Below are 19130 nucleotides of genomic sequence, written 5' to 3' on the forward strand. Positions count from 1 at the left end.
CCGTTCAGCACACGATCTGCCGGAGGACCAGTGCCGCTGCTCTACACCATCGGCAAGCTCACCGTGGCGCCCACGCTGCGGTTGGCGTTCCGACCGACCGTGGAGGGACTGGAGCACATCCCGGAGACCGGCGGCGCGATCTTCGCGGGCAACCACCTGTCGGTCGCCGACGAGCTGTTCCTCGGCACGGTCGTGCCCCGGCACCTGGCCTTCTGGGCGAAGTCGGAGTACTACAAGGGCGCCGGTCCGAAGGGCGCCCTCCAGCGGTTCGTCCTCACCGGTCTCGGCGCCATCCCGGTGGAACGGGCCGGCGGGCGGGCGGCGCTGTCCGCGTTCGACGCCGCGATCCCCGCGCTGCGCGGTGGTGACCTGGTCGCGATCTATCCGGAGGGCACCCGGTCACCCGACGGGCGGCTGTACCGGGGACGGACCGGCACCGCCCGGCTGGCGCTCGCCGCGGGCGTACCGGTCATCCCGGTCGGCATGATCGGCACCGACAAGGCCCAGCCGATCGGCGCGCGGGTGCCCCGCCCCGGCCGGGCCAAGATCACCATCCGGTTCGGCAAGCCGCTCGACTTCACCGGGCGGCCGGACGACCGGACCTCGCTGCGGGAGATGACCGACGAGCTGATGGGCGAGATCCAGAAGCTCACCGGCCAGGAGTACGTCCCGCGCTACGCCCCGCCGCGCGCCCACCCGCCGATCGCCGGCGAGCCCGGCGCGGTCTGACCCACCCCGGCCCGCGTCCCGCCCTGCGGGGTGCGCCCCGCGCGAGGGCGGGCGGGGCCGCGGGGGTCAGCCCTTCTGCGTGGTGACGATCTGGGTGCGGAGTTCGGAGAGCAGGGCCGCGCTGTCGTCCAGCGAGAGCCGGGTGAAGACCGCGGTGGTGATGCTGCCGTGGTCGACCGACGTGCACACCACCACGTCGCCGCCGTCGGCGCGGCCCACCGCGCAACGGTCGTACCGGCCGCGTACGCCGGTGTCGACCGCCTTCGCGGTGCCCAGCGCGTACTGCTCGCGCAGCCGGCCGATCTCGGCCTCGGCGTCCGACTCCGGGGTGAACCGGAAACCGGTGCCGCCGAAGACGGTCACCCGCTTGCCGTTCGGGGTGGTGTAGACGCCGGCGAAGGTGTCCTCGGACAGCCAGTGCGCCGCGCGTACCTGCGCCTCCAGCTCCTTGGCGGTCCGCGTGCTGCGGCTGTCCTCGCGCAGGCGCAGGTCACGCACCTCGGCGGGCAGCGCGGCGTCGACCGGGTACTGGGTCGCCATCGGCACGCCGAACCAGGCCGGGCAGCCGCAGCAGCAGGCGATGGTGAACAGCAGCAGCCAGGGCCAGCGGCGTCGCCGGCGACGCGGCTTCGGGGCGTACCCCTTGGGGTCCTGCCAGCCGGGCGGCGCGGACGGTGGCGGCGCTCCCCGGCGCTTCTTCTGCTTGGTCGGAGCCGGAGCCGGAGCCGGGCGCGGCGCGGGGTAGGCCGGCGGCGTGGGGACCGGACGGGGCGCCGGTGCCGGGTAGGCCGGCGGCGCCTGCGGGGCCGGGTACCCGACCGGGGGCGGCTGGGGGGTGGGCGTCGCGGGTGGTCCGGAGTACGGGCGGGTCGCGGGCGGCGCGGGGTAGGGCAGGGTCGGCGGCGGCAGCTGCGGCATCTCCGCCGAGGGAAGCTCCCAGCCGCTGGTGTCGACGCCCGCCCACGGGTCGACCGGCTCCTGGTGCTCGGGCAGCGGGGGCACCGGGGTCGGCTCGGCCGACTCGCCCCAGCCACGCCGGCGGGCCGGTGGGGGTGGCACCGCGGCGGACCCGCTCCACTTCGACGCGGGCGGCTGCGCGACGGAGCCCTCGGGGCCGTCAGCGGGCAGCGCGCGGGTGCCCTGCGGGCCGTCGGTCGGCTGCGGGCCGTCGGCGGGCAGCGCACGCGTGCCCTGCGGGCCGTCGGCGGACCGATCGGTCTCCGCCGGCTCGTCGGTGTCCAGCTCACGGGTGCCCTCCGGGCCCGTGCGGGGCCCGTCACCCGGCGGTACGGGGGAGGGCGTGACCTCCTCGGCGACCGCCGGATCCCGGTCCCGCTGTGGGTCCGAGGTGTTCCCGTCGGCCGGCCGGTCTGCTCCCGGCTGCGGCTCCGGCATGGCGGCAATCTCCTCTCGCGCCCGTTGCGAGGTTAGTACCGGCGTGCCACCCGCGACGAATCCGCGGCGAGCGCCGGCGGTGGGAGCCATTGGCGGCGTGCGCGCGGTCACCGCCGGGTGGCCGCGTACCCTTTGGTTCCATGAGCGTCCCGTCGACCACGCCGCGCCCGGCCGCGGCCCATTCCGTATGGCCCCAGCTGGAGCCGCTGCTGCCCCAGGTGACCAAGCCCATCCAGTACGTCGGTGGCGAGCTGGGCGCGGTGGTCAAGGACTGGGACGCGGCGACCGTCCGGTGGGCGCTGATGTATCCGGACGCGTACGAGGTGGGGCTGCCCAACCAGGGCGTGCAGATCCTCTACGAGGTGCTCAACGAGCTGCCCGACGTGCTCGCCGAGCGCACGTACGCGGTCTGGCCGGACCTGGAGGCGCTGATGCGCGCCCAGGGCGTGCCGCAGTTCACCGTCGACGCGCACCGCGCGGTCCGCGCGTTCGACGTCTTCGGCGTCTCCTTCTCCACCGAGCTGGGCTACACCAACCTGCTCACCGCGATCGACCTGGCCGGCATCCCGATGCTCGCCGCCGATCGCACCGACGACGACCCGGTGATCGTGGCCGGCGGGCACGCCGCGTTCAACCCGGAGCCCATCGCCGACTTCATCGACGCCGCCGTGCTCGGCGACGGCGAGGAGGCGGTCCTGGAGATCACCGCGATCGTCCGGGAGTGGAAGGCGGAGGGCTCGCCCGGTGGCCGGGACGAGCTGCTGCTGCGGCTGGCCCGTACGGAGAGCGTGTACGTGCCGCGCTTCTACGACGTCGACTACCTGCCGGACGGCCGGATCCAGCGGGTCGTGCCGAACCGGGCGGACGTGCCGTTCCGGGTGCACAAGCGCACGACGATGGACCTGGACGCCTGGCCGTACCCGAAGAAGCCCCTGGTCCCGCTCGCCGAGACGGTGCACGAGCGGTACGCGGTGGAGATCTTCCGGGGTTGCACCCGGGGCTGCCGCTTCTGCCAGGCGGGCATGATCACCCGCCCGGTGCGGGAGCGCTCGATCACCACCGTCGGCCAGATGGTGAAGGAGGGGCTGGAGTTCTCCGGCTTCCACGAGGTGGGTCTGCTGTCGCTGTCGTCGGCCGACCACTCGGAGATCGGCGACATGTGCTCCGGCCTGGCCCAGCAGTACGAGGGCACCAACGTGTCGCTGTCGCTGCCGTCGACCCGGGTGGACGCGTTCAACATCGACCTGGCGCAGGAGCTGTCCCGCAACGGGCGGCGCACCGGTCTGACCTTCGCCCCGGAGGGCGGGTCGGAACGGATCCGCAAGGTGATCAACAAGATGGTGTCGAAGGAAGACCTCATCCGCACCGTGGTCACCGCGTACACCAACGGCTGGCGGCAGGTGAAGCTGTACTTCATGTGCGGCCTGCCCACGGAGACCGACGACGACGTCCTGGAGATCGCCGACATGGCCCACGAGGTCATCCGGGCCGGTCGGGCCGCAACCGGTTCCAAGGACATCCGCTGCACCGTCTCCATCGGCGGGTTCGTGCCGAAGCCGCACACCCCGTTCCAGTGGGCGGCGATGGAGCGGCCGGAGGTCATCGACGGCCGGCTGAAGATGCTCAAGCAGGCCATCAACTCGGACCGTTCGCTGGGCCGGGCGATCGGCTTCCGCTACCACGACGGTGAGCCGTCGCTGATCGAGGGACTGCTGTCCCGTGGTGACCGCCGGGTCGGCGCGGTGATCCGGAAGGTGTGGGAGAGCGGCGGCCGGTTCGACGGCTGGAGCGAGCACTTCTCGTACCAGCGTTGGGTCGACGCCGCCGCCGAGGTGCTGCCGGGCTTCGGCGTGGACCTCGACTGGTACACCACCCGCCAGCGCGAGGAGCTGGAGGTCCTGCCCTGGGACCACCTGGACTCCGGCCTGGACAAGGACTGGCTCTGGCAGGACTGGCAGGATTCGCTGTCCGAGTACGAGCAGGACGACTGCCGGTGGACCCCGTGCTTCGACTGCGGCGTCTGCCCGTCGATGGACACCGAGATCCAGATCGGCCCCACCGGCCGGAAGCTCCTGCCGCTGACCCCGGTCGACGGCGGTGGCCTCCGCCTGCCGTCCGGCGCGCAGCAGTAGTCCTTCCTGACTGAACGAGGAGCACGACGATCAGCAAGAGACCACAGCCCGAGGGAGGGCAGGCGCCGGTCGTCCAGCGCCTCCGGATCCGGTACGCCAAGCGGGGGCCGCTGCGGTTCACCTCGCACCGCGACTTCGCCCGTGCCTTCGAGCGGGCGTTGCGCCGGGCCGGCGTGCCGATCGCCTTCTCCCAGGGTTTCACCCCGCACCCGAAGATCTCGTACGCCAGCGCGGCACCGACCGGGGTGGCCAGCGAGGCCGAGTACCTGGAGATCGGTCTCCGTGCCGAGGTCGACCCGGAGCAGTTGCGCCGGGCGCTGGACGCCGCGCTCTCGCCCGGCCTCGACGTGCTGGACGCGGTGGTGGCCGGCAGCGGGAGCCTGGCCGACCGGATCGAGGCGTCGCACTGGCGCATCGAGCTGCCCGAGGTCGACCCGGCGGTCCTGGACCGGGCGGTCGCCGCCTTCACCGCCGCCGGCGAGGTCCTCGTCGAGCGCATGACCAAGCAGGGGCGACGCACCTTCGACGCCCGTGCCGCAGTCATCTCCATCGATGTCGTTCCCCCGACGGAGACGCCTTCCGGGGCGGCGGCCGTACCGTGTGCGATACTCGAACTGGTCGTGCGGCAGGTCACCCCGTCCGTACGACCCGATGACGTCCTTTCCGGCCTCCGCGTGGTGGCCGACCTGGAGCCGCCGGTCTCACCGAAGGTGATCCGGCTGGCACAGGGCACGCTGACCGCGCACGGTGCGATCGCGGATCCGTTGGACGCGGACCGCGACGGGACAGCCATCGGTGGACGCTGACCGTCGGTCAGTGTTCAAGCAGGCAGACTTCGGCGGTCGCGCGACTCGCGCGACCGGCGGAAACACTTTTGCGGCGACCCTGCGTGGCAGCGCTCACCCGCGCCCGGGGCAGCCAGAACTGGAGAACGTCCATGCTCGAGAACGAGCCCGAGGGCGGCGAACGCACCGGTTCCCAGCCGGCCGGCGACACCGCTGAGCACACCACCGGTGGGGACACCGGCGCACCCACGGCGGAGCGGTCCGCCCCGCCGCAGGTGCCGACCGAGTCGGCCGGTGGTCCCGCGCCGAGCGAGGCCGCCGGCAGCGGCATCGCGGACCTGGGGGAGCCCAAGACGCCCACCCGGCGGCGCGCCAGCCGCCGCAAGGTGGCGCCGCTGAACCAGCCGGAGCAGACCGACGCGCCGGTCGAGGCCAGCGCCGACCCGACGGTGGGCAGTGGCGAGTCGCCGCAGGCGGAGGTCCTCGCCCCGGTGACCGGCGACCTCGACGGGGCCGCCGCCACCACGCCCCGCCGCCGTCGCAAGGCCACCACCGCCAAGGCCGCCGCCGTGGAACCGGTCGTCGCGGACGGGGCCGAGCCGACCACCGAGGACGTCGTGCCCCCGGTCAAGGTGACCCGTACCCGCCGGCGCAAGGCCGTCCCCGCGGCGGCCGAGCCGGCCGTGGAGACCCCGGCCGAGGTGGCCGGCATCGCAGAGCCGACGGTGCCCGCCCCGCTCGCCGCGACCGAGGAGGTCGAGGCCGAGGAGGTCGAGCCCGAGGCCGGTACGGCCTTCGGCGCCGCCGTGCCCCCGGTGAGCGCCGCCGACGAGCCGGTCCCCGGCGCGGCCGCCGCTCCGGTCGCCGACAGCGGTGCCGAGAGCCGCTCCGGCGAGGTGCCCCCGGGTGTCGCCGTGTCCGCTCCGGCCGACGACGCCGCCCCGCCGGCCGAGCCGCGCACCCGCCGCCGTCGCGCCGCGCTGTCCGCGCCCACCGTGCTGTTCATGGCCCCCCAGCCGGAGGACGTCCCGGTCGTCCGGGCCACCACCGCGCCGGCTCCGGTCGTCGCCGAGGAGCCCGCCGAGGAGGCGCCGGCCGAGCCGACGCGCCGCCGGCGGGGTCGCCGCGACGCGGAGCAGGTCGAGGCGGTCGAGCCCGTCGAGGCCGAGGAGGAGCCCACCGCCGAGGACGACGACGAGGCCGCCGAGGACGACGACGAGGACGAGAGCGCGGCGGCCCGCCGTCGCCGCCGTCGTGGTCGCCGGGGTCGGGGCCGGGGCAAGGGCGGCGCGGACGACGCCGAGGACGAGGAGTCCGAGGAGCCGGCGCAGGCCGAGGCGGACGACGCCGAGGAGGAGGAGTCCGAGGAGGGCGACGGCGAGGGCGACGGGATGACCCGTCGGCGCCGACGTCGCCGCCGCCGGGGCACCGGCGACGTCGAGGGCGCCGCCGACGACGGGGTGCCGACGGTCGTCAAGATCCGCGAGCCGCGCAAGACCGTCGACGAGGTGCAGGGCGTCTCCGGCTCGACCCGGCTGGAGGCCAAGCGCCAGCGCCGCCGGGACGGCCGCGAGCAGCGCCGGACCCGCCCGCCGATCCTCAGCGAGTCGGAGTTCCTGGCCCGCCGGGAGGCGGTCGACCGGGTGATGGCGGTCCGCCAGCGAGGTGACCGCACCCAGATCGCCGTCCTGGAGGACGGCGTGCTGGTCGAGCACTACGTCACCCGGAACTCCTCCGGCACCATGGCCGGCAACGTCTACCTGGGCAAGGTGCAGAACGTCCTGCCGAGCATGGAGGCGGCGTTCGTCGACGTCGGGCGCGGGCGCAACGCCGTGCTGTACGCGGGCGAGGTCAACTGGGACACCACCGGCCTGGAGGGGCGGGCCCGCTCCATCGAGCACGCCCTCCGCTCCGGCGACTCGGTGCTGGTGCAGGTCACCAAGGACCCGATCGGCCACAAGGGCGCGCGGCTCACCAGCCACATCGCGCTCTCCGGCCGGCACCTGGTCTACGTGCCCAACGGCAACGCCTCCGGGATCAGCCGCAAGCTGCCGGACAACGAGCGCAAGCGGCTGCGCGACGTGCTGAAGAAGCTGGTGCCGGACGGCGCGGGCGTGATCGTGCGGACCGCCGCCGAGGGCGCCAGCGAGGACGAACTGGCCCGGGACGTCAAGCGGCTCCAGGCCCAGTGGGAGGACATCCAGGCCAAGGCCGCCGAGGGCGGCGCCCCGGTGCTGCTCTACGAGGAGCCCGACCTGGTCATCCGGGTGGTCCGGGACCTCTTCAACGAGGACTTCCGCGAGCTGGTGATCGAGGGCGAGCAGTCGTACGGCATGGTCGAGTCGTACCTGTCGCACGTCTCGCCCGACCTGGTCGCCCGGCTGCGGCGGCACGTGGGCACCACCGACGTCTTCTCCGAGTACCGGATCGACGAGCAGATCATCAAGGCGCTGGACCGGAAGGTCTTCCTGCCCTCGGGTGGATCGCTGGTGATCGACCGGACCGAGGCGATGACCGTGGTCGACGTCAACACCGGCAAGTACACCGGCACCGGCGGGAACCTGGAGGAGACGGTCACCCGGAACAACCTGGAGGCCGCCGAGGAGATCGTCCGCCAGCTGCGGCTGCGCGACATCGGTGGCATCGTGGTGATCGACTTCATCGACATGGTGCTGGAGTCGAACCGGGAGCTGGTGCTGCGCCGGCTGACCGAGTGCCTGGGCCGGGACCGGACCAAGCACCAGGTCACCGAGATCACCTCGCTGGGCCTGGTGCAGATGACCCGCAAGCGGATCGCCGCCGGCCTGCTGGAGGCGTTCAGCGAGACCTGCGAGTGCTGCAAGGGCCGGGGCCTGGTCATCCACACCGAGCCGGTGCCGGAGAAGCCGCGTTCCGGTGGCGGCGCGGGGGAGAAGGTCAAGGCGGTGGCCACGGCCGTCGCCGCGCCGGCCGAGCAGTCGACGTCCTCGCGGCGCCGGGCGCGCAAGAACGCGCCGGCCGAGCGGGCCGTGGTGGAGGTCACCGACACGGAGACCGACGTCGCGGCCACCACTGCCGCCGCCGAGGAGTACGACACGATGGGCTACGACCTGTCCCGGTACGAGACGGACACCCCGGCCGCGGCGGACGTCGCCGACGCCCAGACGGGCGACTCGGCCCGCCTGGCGGCGGCGGACGACCCGGACGCGCTCTCCGACGACGACACCGAGGAGACCGAGGGCGGCACCGGCCGGCGTCGGTCCCGCCGTGGTGGCGCCCGTCGGCGTACCCGGCCGTGACCCGCTGAGCCGAACATGCGACCGAGCCCCTCACCCGGATCACCCGGGGGAGGGGCTCGGTCGTGCCCGAGGGCCCGCGGTGGGGTCGGTTTGGGTGTCCGGCCGACGATGGCGTACGCTGGCCTGCGGCGCACTTTGGTGTGCCGAGTTCCCGCGCGCCCACACCGCCGTGCTTCTGCTACCCGGCGCGCCGCCGCGGGAACGACCAGCCAGCAGCCTCAACGACAGGGAGTCCGCCTCCGATGTACGCGATCGTCAAGACCGGCGGCAAGCAGTACAAGGTCGCCGAGGGCGACGTGATCGAGGTCGAGAAGCTCACCGGTGCCCCCGGTGACGCGGTGAAGCTCACCGCGGTGCTCCTCGTCGACGGTGACGACCTGGTGACCGACGCGGCCAAGCTCGCCAAGGTCGCGGTGTCCGGCGAGATCGCCGCGCACACCAAGGGCCCGAAGATCCGGATCCACAAGTTCAAGAACAAGACCGGCTACCACAAGCGCCAGGGTCACCGCCAGCCGTTGACCCAGGTCAAGGTGACCGGCATCTCCAGCGGGAAGTAGGTCGTCCTCCAATGGCTCACAAAAAGGGTGCGTCCAGCTCGCGTAACGGTCGTGACTCCGCGGCCCAGCGACTCGGCGTGAAGCGCTTCGGTGGTCAGGTCGTCAGCGCGGGTGAGATCCTCATCCGTCAGCGTGGCACCAAGTTCCACCCCGGTGACCTGGTCGGCCGCGGCGGCGACGACACGCTCTTCGCGCTGGCCGCCGGCTCGGTCCAGTTCGGCACCAAGCGCGGGCGCAAGACCGTCAACATCGTGCCGCAGCAGTAGTTCCCAGCCGTTGCGGGCCGCGGACCTCGTGTCCCGGCCCGCTTCTGCTTTTCTCGTGCGGAGGCATCCGCCCCGCTGGAAGGATTGACGCCCGTGGCGACGTTCATTGACCGGGTCGTCCTGCACCTGCAGGCCGGCGACGGCGGGCACGGGTGTGTCTCGATCCACCGGGAGAAGTTCAAGCCCTTCGGCGGGCCCGACGGGGGCAACGGCGGGCACGGTGGCAGCGTGTCGCTGGTGGTCGACCCGCAGGTGACCACCCTGCTCGACTTCCACTTCCGGCCGCACGTGAAGGCCGACAACGGCAAGGGCGGCGCCGGCTCCAACCGGGACGGCGCCAACGGCCGGGACCTCGTGCTCAAGGTGCCCAACGGCACCGTCGTACAGACCGCGGACGGCACCGTGCTGGCCGACATGGTCGGCGCCGGCACCACCTTCGAGGTGGCCCGGGGCGGGCGCGGCGGCCGGGGCAACGCGTCGCTGGCCAACGCCCGCCGCAAGGCCCCCGGCTTCGCCGAGCTGGGTGAGCCCGGCGACCAGCTCGACGTGGTGCTGGAGTTGAAGAGCGTCGCCGACGTGGGCCTGGTCGGGTTCCCGTCGGCCGGTAAGTCGTCGCTGATCGCGGTGCTCTCCGCGGCCAAGCCGAAGATCGCCGACTACCCGTTCACCACCCTCGTGCCGAACCTGGGCGTGGTCCGGGTGGACAACCACACCTTCACCGTCGCCGACGTGCCCGGCCTGATCCCGGGCGCGGCCACCGGCAAGGGCCTCGGTCTGGAGTTCCTCCGGCACATCGAGCGCTGCTCGGTGCTGGTGCACGTGATCGACACCGCGACGCTGGAGCCGGGCCGCGACCCGGTCGCCGACATCGACACGATCGAGGCCGAGTTGGAGGCGTACGGGGGCCTGGCCGACCGGCCCCGGCTGGTCGCGCTGAACAAGGTCGACGTGCCGGACGGCCGGGATCTCGCCGAGATCGTCCGCCCCGACCTGGAGGAGCGCGGCTTCCGCGTCTACGAGGTCTCCGCCGCCACCCGGGAGGGGCTCAAGGAACTGACGTACGCGATGGCCGAGGTGGTGGAGCAGGCGCGTACCGCCGCACCGCCGGCCGAGCCGACCCGGATCGTGATCCGGCCGCAGGCGGTCGACGACGCCGGGTTCACCATCGAGGAGGCCGGCGAGGGCTCCTGGGTGATCCGGGGCGTCCGCCCGGAGCGGTGGGTACGGCAGACGAACTTCGACAACGACGAGGCGGTCGGCTACCTCGCCGACCGGCTGGCCCGGCTGGGCGTCGAGGAGAAGCTCGGCAAGGCCGGTGCCGAGCCCGGCGACCTGGTGCGGATCGGCGAGCGCGAGTTCGACTGGCGGCCCACCCTCTACGCCGGGACCGACTTCGTCCCCGGCAACCGGGGCACCGACGTGCGCCTGGAGGAGAAGTCGTCCCGGGCGCGTGCCTCCGAGCGGCTGGAGGCCCGCAAGGCCCGCCGGCGACGTCCGGAGGACGAGATCGAGACCGGCAAGCCCGACCAGGACGCGTACGACACGTTCGACGCCGACCGGGACGACACCGAGTAGCGGCAGGCGTACACCCGCTGCCGGTCCGTCGGCTGCCGTCGCCGCCGACGGTGACCGCCTCGCGCGCCGGCCCGCGTGGCTCCGGCGCTGGTCAGGGGCGGTCCATCGGCGTGTCCAGCCGGCCGCCGGTGCCCGCCCGGTTGGACAGCAGCAGCCCGAGGGCGAGCATGCCGAAGCCGAGGGCCAGGTGCAGCCAGTTGTCCGCGTCGTTGACCGGAATGAAGTTCGCCGCGCTCTCCCGGTCGATGGCCAGCCCGTACAACCACAGCCCCAGGTAGAGCGCGCCGCCGCCGGCCAGGAAGATCCGGGCCCCGGCGACGCTGCGCGCCAGCACCAGGCCGGCCAGCCCGAAGCCCAGGTGCAGCAGGTTGTGCAGGATCGACACCTGGAACAGGCCGAGCAGCTTCGCCTCCGAGTGGTGACCGGCGAAGTCCAGGTCGCCGTACCGGGTGGTGATCCCGGGCACGAACCCGAGCACCCCGATCAGCAGGAAGACGCCGGCCGCGGCCAGGGCGGCCAGCTGCACCTTCTGCCGGGGACCCCGACCGCGTGGGCTGCGTGCCATCGATGTCACCTCCGTGGATCGCCGGTCACCGACCGTGACGATCCTCCATTGTCCTGTCGCTGCCGGACGTGTCGCAGAGAAACGGCGGATCAGGTGTCGAAGCGAAAACGCAGGGTAGGTGAAGTAATCGACGGCGGCGGAACCGCCGCCGTCTCCCCCCAGCACAACCGCGACGACTATCCGAGCGGAAGGGAAATCATGACTTACGATCTGTCACCCACGTCTTCCACGTACGGGCAGGAGTCGACCAACGGCGGCGGCGTCCGGGACCAGGCCCGTCAGGTCGGCACCGAGGCCAAGCACGCCGGCGGCGCGGTCGCCGAGACCGCCAAGGAGCAGGGCCGTGAGGTGGTCGGCGAGACCCGGCGCCAGGCCCGCAACCTGTACGGCGAGGCCCGCAGCCAGCTCGCCAGCCAGACCGGTGAGCAGCAGCGACGCGCCGCCGGCGGGCTCCGCTCACTGGCCGACGAGATGCGCTCGATGGCGCAGAGCAGCGGCCAGGCCGGTCCGGTGGCCGAACTCGCCCACCAGGCCGCGGAGCGCGTGCACGGTGTGGCCGGCTGGCTGGAGGAGCGTGAGCCGGGCGACCTCGTCAACGAGGTACGCGACTACGCCCGCCGCAACCCCGGCACCTTCCTCGTCGGCGCCGCCGTCCTCGGTGTGCTCGCCGGCCGGCTGACCAAGAACATCGCCGCCTCCGGCGACTCCGGTCAGCACGCGTACGGCTCGGGCGCCGGCTACGACCCGGAGCGGACCGCCGTCATCCCCACCCCGCCGCCCGCGCAGCGCGCGGTGCCGGACGCGGTGCCGCCGGGCGGCTACCTCGACCCGACCCCGGGCACCTACGCGGAGCCGACGCCGGGCTACTCCGGCCAGGGTGCGGCCTACCCGGACCCGCGGACCACCACCGGCTACGCGGACCCGGCCGGTGGCACCGGCCAGCCGCTGCCGCCGGTGAGCCAGACCGACCCGCTGCCCGGCGTGCCGTCCAGCGGAACCAACCGTCCGTGAGCGACCAGGTCATCCGAAGGGAGGCGACGGCGTGAGCATGCCGACGCAGGGAGCCGGGGCGGGCCCCGGGTACCACCCGCACGACGCGGACGAGGTCCGCAACAGCTCGATCGGTGAGCTGATGCGTTCCGTCACCACCGACCTGTCCACGCTGATGCGGCAGGAGGTCGAGCTGGCCAAGGCGGAGATCCGCGAGGAGGGCAAGAAGGCGGGCAAGGCCGCCGGGTTCTTCGGTGGCGCCGGTTTCGGCGGCTACATGGTGGCCCTGTTCCTGTCGCTCGCCCTCTGGGCCGGCCTGTCCAACGTGATGGACGCCGGCTGGGCGGCGCTGATCGTGGCCGTCATCTGGGGCGCCGTCGCGGCCGTCCTCTACTCCATGGCCAAGAAGAACGCCGAGAAGGTGCGCGGCCTGAAGAAGACCAACGAGAGCGTGCAGCGCATCCCCGACGCGCTCAAGCCCCACCCGCAGGAGGTCACCCGATGAGCACCGATCCGGAGCAGATCCGCCGGGAGATCGAAGCCACCCGGAACAACCTGAGTTCCGATGTGGACGCGCTGGCGTACAAGGTCAGTCCCGCCCGCATCGTCGACGACCGCAAGCAGCGGGCCCGCGGCGCGCTGCAGAATGTGAGGGACAAGGTAATGGGAACCGCGTCGGACCTCGGCCACAGCACCCAGCACGGCGCCTCGTCGGCGGCCTCCACGGTCAGCGACAAGGCCCACTCGGCAGCCTCCACCGTCAGCGACAAGGCCCACTCGGCCGCCTCGTCGGTGGGCGACGCCGCGCAGCGCGCCCCGCAGGTCATTCGTCAGAAGTCCGAGGGCAACCCCCTCGCCGCCGGCCTCATCGCCTTCGGCGTCGGCTGGCTGGCGTCCTCGCTGATCCCCGCGACCCGCCGCGAGCAGCAGGTCGCGGCCCAGGTCAAGGAGAAGGCCGGCGAGCACACCGGCGTGGTGAAGGAGAAGCTCGGCGAGGTCGCCAACGAGCTGAAGGAAGAACTGCGCGAGCCGGCCCAGCAGGCCGCCCAGTCGGTGAAGTCCACCGCGCAGGACGCCGCCCAGACCGTGAAGGACGACTCGCAGTCGGCCGCGCACGACGTCAAGGACCAGGCGCAGCAGTCCCGCGACCAGGTGCGGTACTGATCGAGGACATCACCCGCGACAGCACGCGGCCACCACCCGGGGACGTTCCGGGCGGTGGCCGCGAGCCGTTGTCGCGCCCCTGCCGCCGGGCGCGTCAAGAAGGGGCCCTGCCACGACACGAGGCGTTAAGAGGGGGCCCTGTTACGACACGAGGCGTTAGGAAGGGGCCCTTCCTTGCTGCCGGCGGAGGGTGCGTTCGGAGTGGGCGGCGCGGCGCACGCGGGTGCCGGCGTACCGCACGCCGCCGGAGAACACCCGCCGGGACAGGGCCAGCCAACTGCACACGCCGCGTTCCAGCAGCCACAGCGGGGCGGCCAGCGCGGTGCTGGCCGGGAAGACCGTCGCGCCGCCGCCGCGCCGCCGGCCCCGCTCGGCCAAGCCCACCGTGGTCGCCACCGCGCCGAGCAGCAGCCCCGGCCGGCGGAACGCGACCGCCGCGGCCAGCGCCGGGAGGACCGCGAGCGAGGCCACCAGGCGGGCCGGCTGGGCCAGGTCGTCGTACGCCTGGCGGACCCGTTGGCGCAGGAAGTGGGCGGTCTCCGGCGGGAGCCGGCGTACGTAGAGGTCGGCCGGCGCCGCCTCGGTCCCCCCGTACGCGCGCACCGTCCGGATCAGCTCCAGGTTCTCGAAGAGCACGTCCGGGTCGTACCCGCCCATGGCCAGGAAGGTGCTCCGGCGGACCGCGAGGGTTCCCGGGTAGTCGGCACCGAGGGCCCGGTTGAGCAGGGTCCGCCCGGTGTCCCACCACGCGTGCCAGGGCAGCGGTGCGAAGTAGTTCTGCGGCCGGACCAGGTCCACCCGGTCCAGCAGGACGTGCAGGGCCCGCAGCGCCACCTCGTCGTACCGGACGTCGTCGTCGGCGATCACCACGTGCTCGTGCGCCGCGTGGGCCACCCCGGTGAGCACGCCACACACCTTGCCGTTCACGCCGGACCGGGCGGGGTCGGGGGCGAGGTGCCGGACCAGGCCGCGCCAGGCCACGTCGTGCCGGGCGAACACCGCCGGCGGTGACCCGTCGACCACGGTCACGTCGACCAGGGTGGCGAGCCGGCGCAGGTACCCGGTCAGCTCGGACAGACCGGAGTCGTCGGTCCAGCGCAGCGGCAGGACGTACGCCATCGGAAGCCGGCGGGGCGGTGCGACCGACCAGCCGCCGACGGCCGGCCCCCGGGCGTCGCCCGGCGCGCCGGCCGCGACGTGCCCGCCGGCCCGGGCGTGGGCACCCGTGACGTGCCGCCGGCGCTCGCTCGCGTCGAAGGTCAACTGCCCTCCCGGTGCCGGTGGGTGCCCGCAGCAGGTGCCCGGATACCCGCGGATCAAACGGTCCGTCGTTTCAGTGCTCCGGTGCCGGGTAGCGCACCGTGCAGGCGGGTGGTCCATCCCCGGGCCCCCGGGTGGAGGAGACGTGATGACCAGCAACGGGACGAGGTGGGCGCTGCTCGGCGTCACCACGGCGACCGCGGTCGGCGTCGGCCGGGCGGTGGCGAGCCGGCGACGCCGGCACCAACCCGACCGGCAGGACGGCTGGTACGTGGTGCGCCGCGCGATCACCGTCGACCGGCCGGTGGCGGCGGTGATCGGCTTCTGGACCGACCGGGAGCGGATGGACCGCGCGCTGGCCGAGTGGGCGATCCTGGAGCAGGTCGGTGACGACCGGTGGCGCTGCGTGGCCGCCGACCCGGCCGATGGCGGTGCGCAGTGGCGGGCGGAGATCACCGTCGAGGGCCCCGGCCGGCTGCGCTGGGCGGTGACCGACGGGCCGCCCCAGGAGGGCACCGTCGAGCTGACCCCCGCGCCGATGGACCGCGGCACCGAGATCCGCACCGAACTGCGCTACCGGTCGGGGCCGCTGCGCCGGGTCCTCGGCCTGGCCACCAGCCACGAACCGGACCTGGCGCTGCGGGACACCCTGCGCCGGGTGAAGTCGCTGATCGAGTGCGGGCAGGTCCTGAACACCCGGCGGGACCCCTCCGGGCGTACGCCGGCACAGGAGAAGGCCACCGATCGGATGCGCGAGAAGCTGATGGCGGGAGGACGGGCGTGAGGGCGCTGTGCTGGGAGGGCGTCGGCAAGCTGGCGGTGCGGGACGTGCCCGAGCCGACCATCCGCGCCGAGGGTGACATCGTCGTCCGGGTCCGGGCCAGCAGCGTGTGCGGCTCCGACCTGCACCTGATCAACGGATTCGTGCCGGCGATGCGCGAGGGCGACATCCTCGGCCACGAGTTCATGGGCGAGGTGGTGGAGACCGGGCCGGACGTCCGGAGGCTGAAGGTCGGCGACCGGGTGGTGGTCGGCTCGGTGGTGGCCTGCGGCGGCTGCTGGTACTGCCGCACCGAGCAGTACTCGCTCTGCGACAACTCCAACCCGCAGCCGGTGTTCGCGGAGAAACTCTGGGGCCACTCACCCGCCGGCATCCTGGGCTACTCACACGCCGCGGGCGGCTTCTCCGGCAGCCACGCCGAGTACGTCCGGGTGCCCTTCGGGGACATCGGCGCCTTCGCGGTCCCGGAGGGGGTGTCCGACAACGCCGCCGTGTTCGCCTCCGACGCGATGCCCACCGGGTGGATGGCCGCCGACTTCTGCGGCCTGACCGGTGGCGAGGTGGTGGCCGTCTGGGGCGCCGGCGGGGTGGGACAGATGGCCGCCCGGTCCGCGCAACTCCTCGGCGCGGAGCGGGTGATCATGATCGACCGGCTGCCGGATCGGCTCGCCACCGCCGCCGACCGGCTGGGCGTCGAGACGGTCAACTACGCGGACACCGACGTGCTGGAGGCGCTGCGGGAGATGACCGGCGGCCGGGGTCCGGACGCGTGCATCGAGGCCGTCGGCATGGAGTCGCACGACGTCGGTCCGGCGTACGCGTACGACAAGGCGAAGCAGACGGCCCGGTTGCAGACCGACCGGCCGACCTCGGTCCGCCAGGCGATCATGGCCTGCCGTAAGGGCGGCACGGTGAGCATCGTCGGGGTGTACGCCGGGCTGGTGGACAAGTTCCCGCTGGGCGCGGCGATGAACAAGGCGCTGGTGCTGCGGATGGGTCAGATGCACGCCCAGCGCTACATCCCGATGCTGCTGGAGCGGCTCGCCGCCGGCGAGATCGACCCGGGCTACCTGGCCACCCACCCGATGTCCCTGGAACAGGGCGTACGCGGTTACGAGATGTTCGAGAAGAAGGAGGACGCCTGCCTGCGGAGCGTCCTGCACCCCTGACCGGTTCTCCCACGACGGCGGGCGCGGCTTCCCGGACCCGGGGGCCGCGCCCGCCGCTCAGTCCAGGCGGCGCACGTTGGTGATCACGAATCCGCTGGGCGGGAGGGCCGGCATCCGGTGCAGACTCACCGCCAGGTCCTGCGGCGGTACGTCGTAGCTCATCGAGCCGGCCAGGGTGGCCACCGCCCGCTTCATCAACTCGATGGTGATCCACTCACCGGCGCACCGGTGCCCGACGTGGTGGTCACCGCCGCCCTGCGGGATCAGCCCGAACGGGTCGTCGCGCCAGCCGGTGAACCGCTCCGGCCGGAACCGCTCCGGCTCCGGCCAGAGCGCGCGGTGGTGGTTGGTGCCGTACAGGTCGAGCAGCACCCGGCGGCCCCGGGGAAAGTGGTGCCCCTGCCAGTCGAACGAGCGGCGCACCCGGGCGGCGGCGACCGGGAAGAAGGGGTAGTACCGGCGTACCTCCTGGACGAACTGCTCGGTCGTCGCGTCGTCGCCGCGTACCCGGTCCCGCCAGGCCGGGTGGTCGTGCAGCGCCAGCGCGGCGAACACGACGTACCGGTCCACGGCGACCGTCGGGCGCAGGATGTTGAGCAGTTCCACGGCGGCGATCCGGCGGGGGAGCAGCCGGCCGGCGGAATCCCGGTGTTCCGAGATGATCCGCAGCGCGCTGCCCGGCGGTGCCTCCAGCGTCCCGACGCGCTCGCGTTCGACGATGTCGCCGACCCAGCGTTCGGCCCGCTTCCGGCCGAACAGCCCGCGCCAGTGCGGTGGCCCGATCACCGCCGGGCCGGCGATCATCGCCTCCAGGTCGGCGGTACGCCGGGCCACCTCGGAGTCGGCCAACGGAACCCCCGCCCAGGCGCAGACCGCCCGGGTGAGCATCCGGCTGACTTCGTCGAACAGGACCACCGGTTGACCGGACTCCCACGCCGGCAGCCGAGCCCGCCACTCGTCGTCGAAGAGCTGGCCGAGCCGCCGGATCGCGTCCGAGGTCATGATCGACATGAACATGCCCTTGCGGTCGGTGTGCGCGACGTCGTCCAGTCCCTGCACGCCGCCCACCCCGGTGAGGGTCCGTTGCCCCCGTTTGGGCAGCGCACCGGCCCGCGCGAAGCGCCCGGCGTCGTAGAACAACTCGGCGGCCGGGCGGCCGCGCAGGCAGATGGTGCGTTCCAGCAGCAGCCGGGTGGTGAAGATGTCGCTGCCGTGCCGGTCGCAACGGGCCCCGATGAACCGGTACCCGTCGCGCAGGAAGGCCAGGGTGCTGTCCAGGCCGCGTTCCGCCGGGATCGTCGCCATCGGGCCTCCTCGTCGTCTCCCCGGGCCACGTCTACCCAGGCCAGCGCCCCTGAATCCCCCCGCCCCGGTCCCGCCCGGCCCCGCCCCGGCCCTGCCCCGCCCCGGCCCCGCCCCGGCCCTGCCCCGGCCGGCCCTGCCCCGGTCCGGTCCGCCCGGTCCGGCCGATGAATCAATCGATGTCCGTGACATCGGGGTGTCGTAGGCACTCGGATGCCCCGACTTCCCTGACGTCGAGTCGATCATGTGGGAAATCGGGGGCGGGCACGGGCCGGCCCGGTTCCGGCCGGTGACAACTGGTGCTCGCTGGCCCCTCCCAGGGGCGGACGGAACTGGTTTGCTTGCGGGTGGAAGCGATGCCGGGAAGGTCCACGGGGGAGGGTTGCATGCGGGGCAACGGGTCGCCGTACTGGCGGCGGGAGCGGATGGGGGCGGCGCTGAGCGACGCCGGACGAGCGGCGACGGGCGCGACACTGATCGGGCCACCGCGCCGGGCGGCACGACCGGCGCGGTGGTTCACCGCGCACCTCGGCTTCGAGGCCGCCGACCCGGGCCTCGCCCGGGAGTTGGCGGTCGGCTACGCGGAGGCGTTGAGCCTGCTCCGGCCCGAGCTGGCCCTGGGCGCGGCGGCGCTCTCCCCGGCCGGCGCCTGGCACCTCGCGGAGCGGCTCTTCTGCGGCGCGGCCGGCCCGGACGGGGAGCACTGCGTGGACGTGGCCGGCCATCCCGGCTTCCACCACGCGCCCGGTCCGGGGGGCCTCGGCTGGGGCGACGGTGACTAGCCGACGCGGGGGACGCGGCGGGTGACCCGTCTCCTGGCCCCGGGGTGTCCGGCGTGGCGGGACACCCCCGGGCCAGCGATGTCGGGTCGACCAGGGCCGGGTCGACCGGCGGATCAGTCCAGGTCGAACTCGCCGTCCTGGGCCCCGGCGACGAAGGCGTCCCACTCGGCCTGGGTGAAGACCAGCACCGGGCCGTCCGGTTCGGCCGAGTTGCGCATCCCGATCAGGTCGTCCACGAAGGCGACCTCGACGGCGCTTTCGGAGGTGTCGCCCTCGGCCCGCTGCCAGACCGCTCGGGAGAGGTCGAAGTCACCCTTCGGGTGCGTAGTCATCGGTCATTCCTCCAGTGCCAGGGGGTCACGGGGACCGGGGATGGATCCCCATCGGGCAGGATAAGCGG

General features: G+C 73.5%; 18 protein-coding genes. 13 read left to right on the forward strand and 5 right to left on the reverse strand.

What is annotated here, in order from left to right:
• Positions 1 to 30: 30 nt before the first annotated feature.
• Complete coding sequence (locus D7223_RS21490; protein ID WP_120730230.1) at positions 31 to 729, forward strand: lysophospholipid acyltransferase family protein; 699 nt, start codon at positions 31 to 33, stop codon at positions 727 to 729.
• Between the two features lie 66 nt (positions 730 to 795).
• Here the strand turns inward: D7223_RS21490 and D7223_RS33675 are convergent, their stop codons facing one another.
• The gene (locus D7223_RS33675) at positions 796 to 2124 is read right to left on the reverse strand and encodes a hypothetical protein (protein WP_238162148.1); all 1329 of its coding nucleotides are present in this window, start codon (positions 2122 to 2124) and stop codon (positions 796 to 798) included.
• 140 nt (positions 2125 to 2264) lie between these two features.
• Between D7223_RS33675 and D7223_RS21500 the strand changes: the two genes are divergently transcribed.
• The 6 genes from D7223_RS21500 to obgE all read left to right on the forward strand — a co-directional run bounded on the left by D7223_RS21500 (position 2265) and on the right by obgE (position 10717).
• Positions 2265 to 4256, forward strand: coding sequence for a TIGR03960 family B12-binding radical SAM protein (locus D7223_RS21500; protein WP_120730231.1), 1992 nt, complete (start codon positions 2265 to 2267; stop codon positions 4254 to 4256).
• Positions 4257 to 4342: 86 nt separating this feature from the next.
• On the forward strand, positions 4343 to 5062 hold the full coding sequence (locus D7223_RS21505; protein ID WP_120730232.1) for a TIGR03936 family radical SAM-associated protein: 720 nt from the start codon (positions 4343 to 4345) through the stop codon (positions 5060 to 5062).
• 131 nt (positions 5063 to 5193) lie between these two features.
• A complete protein-coding gene (locus D7223_RS21510; protein WP_120730233.1) occupies positions 5194 to 8319 on the forward strand; it encodes an Rne/Rng family ribonuclease in 3126 nt (1041 codons plus the stop codon).
• 242 nt (positions 8320 to 8561) lie between these two features.
• Positions 8562 to 8876 carry a 50S ribosomal protein L21 gene (rplU, locus tag D7223_RS21515; protein ID WP_067312477.1) on the forward strand — a complete coding sequence of 105 codons (315 nt, stop codon included), beginning with the start codon at positions 8562 to 8564 and terminating at the stop codon, positions 8874 to 8876.
• A gap of 11 nt (positions 8877 to 8887) precedes the next feature.
• Complete coding sequence (rpmA, locus tag D7223_RS21520; protein WP_088972745.1) at positions 8888 to 9142, forward strand: 50S ribosomal protein L27; 255 nt, start codon at positions 8888 to 8890, stop codon at positions 9140 to 9142.
• Positions 9143 to 9235: 93 nt separating this feature from the next.
• Entirely contained in the window at positions 9236 to 10717 is a 1482-nt protein-coding gene (gene obgE / locus D7223_RS21525; protein WP_120730234.1) for a GTPase ObgE, read from the forward strand.
• Between the two features lie 91 nt (positions 10718 to 10808).
• Here the strand turns inward: obgE and D7223_RS21530 are convergent, their stop codons facing one another.
• Entirely contained in the window at positions 10809 to 11282 is a 474-nt protein-coding gene (locus D7223_RS21530) for a DUF4383 domain-containing protein (RefSeq protein WP_120730235.1), read from the reverse strand.
• 198 nt (positions 11283 to 11480) lie between these two features.
• Between D7223_RS21530 and D7223_RS21535 the strand changes: the two genes are divergently transcribed.
• Genes D7223_RS21535 through D7223_RS21545 form a run of 3 tightly spaced genes read left to right on the forward strand, consistent with a single transcriptional unit; the run spans position 11481 to position 13436 of the window.
• Entirely contained in the window at positions 11481 to 12293 is an 813-nt protein-coding gene (locus tag D7223_RS21535) for a hypothetical protein (RefSeq protein ID WP_120730236.1), read from the forward strand.
• Between the two features lie 31 nt (positions 12294 to 12324).
• Entirely contained in the window at positions 12325 to 12777 is a 453-nt protein-coding gene (locus tag D7223_RS21540; RefSeq protein ID WP_420330337.1) for a phage holin family protein, read from the forward strand.
• Positions 12774 to 13436 carry a DUF3618 domain-containing protein gene (locus tag D7223_RS21545; RefSeq protein WP_120730237.1) on the forward strand — a complete coding sequence of 221 codons (663 nt, stop codon included), beginning with the start codon at positions 12774 to 12776 and terminating at the stop codon, positions 13434 to 13436. The genes D7223_RS21540 and D7223_RS21545 overlap by 4 nt, the downstream gene beginning before the upstream one ends.
• Positions 13437 to 13592: 156 nt before the next feature.
• Here the strand turns inward: D7223_RS21545 and D7223_RS21550 are convergent, their stop codons facing one another.
• Positions 13593 to 14699, reverse strand: coding sequence for a glycosyltransferase family 2 protein (locus D7223_RS21550; RefSeq protein WP_238162149.1), 1107 nt, complete (start codon positions 14697 to 14699; stop codon positions 13593 to 13595).
• Positions 14700 to 14844: 145 nt separating this feature from the next.
• Between D7223_RS21550 and D7223_RS21555 the strand changes: the two genes are divergently transcribed.
• A complete protein-coding gene (locus tag D7223_RS21555; RefSeq protein ID WP_120730238.1) occupies positions 14845 to 15480 on the forward strand; it encodes an SRPBCC family protein in 636 nt (211 codons plus the stop codon).
• Positions 15477 to 16646: a zinc-dependent alcohol dehydrogenase gene (locus D7223_RS21560; RefSeq protein WP_120730239.1), complete on the forward strand. Its 1170-nt coding sequence runs from the start codon at positions 15477 to 15479 to the stop codon at positions 16644 to 16646. The genes D7223_RS21555 and D7223_RS21560 overlap by 4 nt, the downstream gene beginning before the upstream one ends.
• Before the next feature lie 57 nt (positions 16647 to 16703).
• Here D7223_RS21560 and D7223_RS21565 read toward each other — a convergent pair whose 3' ends face one another.
• A complete protein-coding gene (locus tag D7223_RS21565) occupies positions 16704 to 17951 on the reverse strand; it encodes a cytochrome P450 (protein ID WP_120730240.1) in 1248 nt (415 codons plus the stop codon).
• Between the two features lie 383 nt (positions 17952 to 18334).
• Here D7223_RS21565 and D7223_RS21570 point away from each other — a divergent pair, with 383 nt between their 5' ends.
• Positions 18335 to 18730 (forward strand): hypothetical protein, encoded by a 396-nt coding sequence (locus D7223_RS21570; protein ID WP_120730241.1) that lies wholly within the window; start codon positions 18335 to 18337, stop codon positions 18728 to 18730.
• A 113-nt stretch (positions 18731 to 18843) separates the two neighbouring features.
• Here the strand turns inward: D7223_RS21570 and D7223_RS21575 are convergent, their stop codons facing one another.
• The gene (locus D7223_RS21575; RefSeq protein WP_120730242.1) at positions 18844 to 19062 is read right to left on the reverse strand and encodes a DUF397 domain-containing protein; all 219 of its coding nucleotides are present in this window, start codon (positions 19060 to 19062) and stop codon (positions 18844 to 18846) included.
• Positions 19063 to 19130 lie beyond the last annotated feature (68 nt).

Source organism: Micromonospora endolithica, assembly GCF_003626595.1.
Classification (GTDB): Bacteria; Actinomycetota; Actinomycetes; order Mycobacteriales; family Micromonosporaceae; genus Micromonospora; species Micromonospora endolithica.